4 protein-coding genes are annotated in these 3167 nt (G+C 32.3%); all 4 read left to right on the forward strand.

Translation table 11 applies throughout. The features are described 5' to 3' along the window. Nucleotides 1-326, forward strand: a 326-nt coding sequence (locus tag WBY99_RS01225) for a type I restriction enzyme HsdR N-terminal domain-containing protein (RefSeq protein ID WP_423974528.1), incomplete at its 5' end; no start/stop codon positions are given. Between the two features lie 22 nt (nucleotides 327-348). Continuing rightward, nucleotides 349-924, forward strand: a complete 576-nt coding sequence (locus WBY99_RS01230) for a hypothetical protein (RefSeq protein ID WP_423974529.1) — start codon at nucleotides 349-351, stop codon at nucleotides 922-924. 59 nt (nucleotides 925-983) lie between these two features. Next, the gene (locus WBY99_RS01235; protein ID WP_423974530.1) at nucleotides 984-2297 is read left to right on the forward strand and encodes a Na+/H+ antiporter NhaC family protein; all 1314 of its coding nucleotides are present in this window, start codon (nucleotides 984-986) and stop codon (nucleotides 2295-2297) included. Continuing rightward, entirely contained in the window at nucleotides 2297-2908 is a 612-nt protein-coding gene (locus WBY99_RS01240) for an HAD family hydrolase (RefSeq protein ID WP_423974531.1), read from the forward strand. Before WBY99_RS01235 ends, WBY99_RS01240 begins: the two co-directional genes overlap by 1 nt. The last annotated feature ends 259 nt before the right edge of the window (nucleotides 2909-3167 follow it).

Consider the following 3167-nt stretch of genomic DNA (forward strand, 5'->3'; position numbering starts at 1 on the left):
CCCCCGAAGAATGGGTTCGGCAACATTGGGTGCATTATTTTCACCTGACCAAACGTAGAAATTTGTCATCTTTAATTTTAGAAAAAAAGCTGGAACTGAACGGAACTACCAAGAGAATTGATCTATTGGTTACTGAAAAAACAGTAGCGAAAATTCTGGTAGAATGTAAAGCGCCACACATTAAACTCACCGAAAAAACGTTCGAACAAATAGCGAGATACAATTCGGTTTTAAATGCCGAAGAAATTATTTTGAGTAATGGATTGCACCATATTTTTGCGAAGTTTAACAATAAAAGGTATGAATTTTGTGCGTTTGAATTTTAAATTTAATTAAAATTCAATCTACATGAAAAAATTCTACATTCTACTTCTTTTATCAAGTTTCTATTTATTTAAAGCACAAGAAATTAAAGAAATTTTTATCGCACAAAACGGCAACAAAGCCATTGTAAATCTATATTTTGAAGGTACTACTCTTTCGTTGGATACTTATGGAAATCTCCTTCAAATGAATATGCCGTCGGAAAGTAATGTGCTTTTAAATCAATCTACCGCAGCAACTTTTCAAAATGATGTCGAATTGAACTATCGTGATCCCAACACAACGATTTCTAAAGAAAGTCATTTTCAGTATTACAATGATTTCTATTCATACAACAGTGGAAAATTGAAATCTGTCTATGGAATTCCGTTTAAATATTATGATGATTTTTATGTATATCAAACGGGAAAACTAAATTCCGTTGGCGATCTAAAATTTAAATACTACGACGACTTTTACAAATACCAAAAAGGGAAAATAAAATCCATTGGAAATATAACTTTCACCTATCACGATGATTTTTATAAATACAAAACAGGAAAACTAAAATCAATAAAAGGAAATACCAGCAATATTAAAATCACCGTTTTTAATGATTAATTTTTTTTCAGCTATGATCATTTTTTGCTTTTTGATTTTTTGAAGCTTAGTTTTGCACCATGACAAAAACGAAAGGCTCCTTCATTTCTATTTTACCCTTACTTCTTTTTGTAGGCGTTTTTTTAGGATTCGGAATTTACAACAAAGATTTCTATGCACTTCCCTCTCCTATCGCTGCTTTAATGGGAATTGTTTCCGCATTTGTTTTTCTTAAAGGAAAAGTAAATGAAAAAATCGATACTTTTTTGAAAGGTTGTGGCGATGGAAAAATTTTAACAATGTGTATTATTTATCTTTTGGCAGGCGCATTTGCCACCGTTTCGAAAGCGACGGGAAGTGTTGATACCATTGTGAATTTAGGCTTAAATTATATTTCGCCAGCATATTTCCCTATGGGGATTTTTGTAATTGCTTCGTTTCTTTCTTTTGCATCAGGAACCTCGGTGGGTTCTATTGTAACTTTGGGTCCAATTGTGATTGACTTGGCTGAAAAAAGCGGTTCTCCACTCGGATTAATGGGCGCAGCATTACTTTCTGGAGCGATGTTTGGCGATAATCTTTCTGTAATATCGGATACAACGATTGCGGCGACACAAAGTTTAGGTTGTGAGATGAAAGATAAATTTAAAACCAATTTTAAACTCGCTTTACCTGCCGCAATCATTGCGATTATTATTTTAGTTGCTATCGGATTTAGTCAAGAAACAACTTCTGTTGTGATAGAACAAAAGGACTTCAATTTTGTTTTAATACTTCCCTATTTATTAGTTATTACGCTTTCTATCATTGGGATCAATGTTTTTGTAGTACTGTTTTCAGGATTAATCTTTGCCGGAATTTTAGGAATGAGTTACGGAACTTTCGGTGTGATGGATTTTTCAAAAAACACGTACGAAGGTTTTACAAGCATGACCGAGATTTTTCTACTTTCACTTCTTACAGGCGGTTTAGCAGCATTGGTTGAAAAAGCAGGCGGAATTAATTTTCTCTTAAGAAACATCAATAAAATTATCAGTTCTAAGAAAACTGCTTTATTAGGAATTGGTGGATTGGTAAGTGTTGCGAATCTTTGCGTCGCCAACAACACGATTGCTATTTTAATCTCCGGAAAAGTCTCCAAAGAAATTACAGAAAAGTACGGACTTAAACCTCAGGAAAGCGCTTCTATACTTGATGTTTTCGCTTGTTATATTCAAGGTATTATTCCTTATGGAGCGCAAATTTTAATTCTAATTTCATTGAGTAATTTTAAAATGAGTTATACCGATTTGGTTCTGAATTCTTTTTACCTGCATCTTCTTTTGGCGATCACTTTGATCTCGATATTTTTCAGAAAGAAAACTATTGTATTGAATAAAACAACTTTAAATTAATGGCTATTAAAAATATTATTTTCGATTTCGGCGGCGTGGTAATGGATTGGGATCCACGCTATTTTTTCAAAAATCATTTTAATGATGACGAAAAGATGGAATTTTTCCTGAAAAATATCGCTACCGATGAATGGAATGCAGAACAAGATCGTGGCAGAAACTTGCAAGAAGGAACGGATATTCAGGTTGCAAAACATCCAGATTGGGAAAAAGAAATTCGGGCTTACTACGATAACTGGACGACCATGTTGAAAGCGGATATTCCTCATAACGTAGAAGTTTTGAAAAAATTAGAGCATTCGAAATATGAACTTTTTGGTTTAACGAATTGGTCTGCAGAAACTTTTCCTTATGCTTTAGAAAATTACGATTTTTTTAAAATATTTAAAGATAAAATCGTAGTTTCAGGAACTGAAAAACTCATTAAACCTGATCCAACTATTTGGCAAGTTTTACTCGATCGTTATCAAATTAAAGCCGACGAATCCGTTTTTATTGATGACAATTCTAAGAATATTGAAATTGCTAAAACCTTAGGATTTATCTGTGTTCAAATTAAAAAAAACACAGATTTAGAAAAGGAACTTCGAGATTTGGGATTGAAGTTTTAAGCCTCAACCAAAATTCTTCTCTACTTGAAATAAACTCCTAAAACAATCATAATTAAAGCTTTATAAACAATACTTAAACATCATTTAAATGTTTTTAAACTTTTCCTTTCGTTTTCATTCCATTTTCAAAAAAAGGAATTATATTTAAAATTCACAATTTCGAAAAGCAAAAAATGACCATTTTAGAATATAAACGTTTTTTCAAACAAGAATTATCCGCTCTTTATACCGAATCTGAAAGTGCTGAACTCTACTCTAT

This window comes from Kaistella sp. (assembly GCF_049588135.1).
In the GTDB taxonomy this organism is placed as follows: domain Bacteria; phylum Bacteroidota; class Bacteroidia; order Flavobacteriales; family Weeksellaceae; genus Kaistella.

Coding starts and splice junctions, on each gene's coding strand:
- WBY99_RS01230 (WP_423974529.1), top strand. CDS start 349: ATGAAAAAATTCTACATTCTACTTCTTTTATCAAGTTTCTATTTATTT.
- WBY99_RS01240 (WP_423974531.1), top strand. CDS start 2,297: ATGGCTATTAAAAATATTATTTTCGATTTCGGCGGCGTGGTAATGGAT.
- WBY99_RS01235 (WP_423974530.1), top strand. CDS start 984: ATGACAAAAACGAAAGGCTCCTTCATTTCTATTTTACCCTTACTTCTT.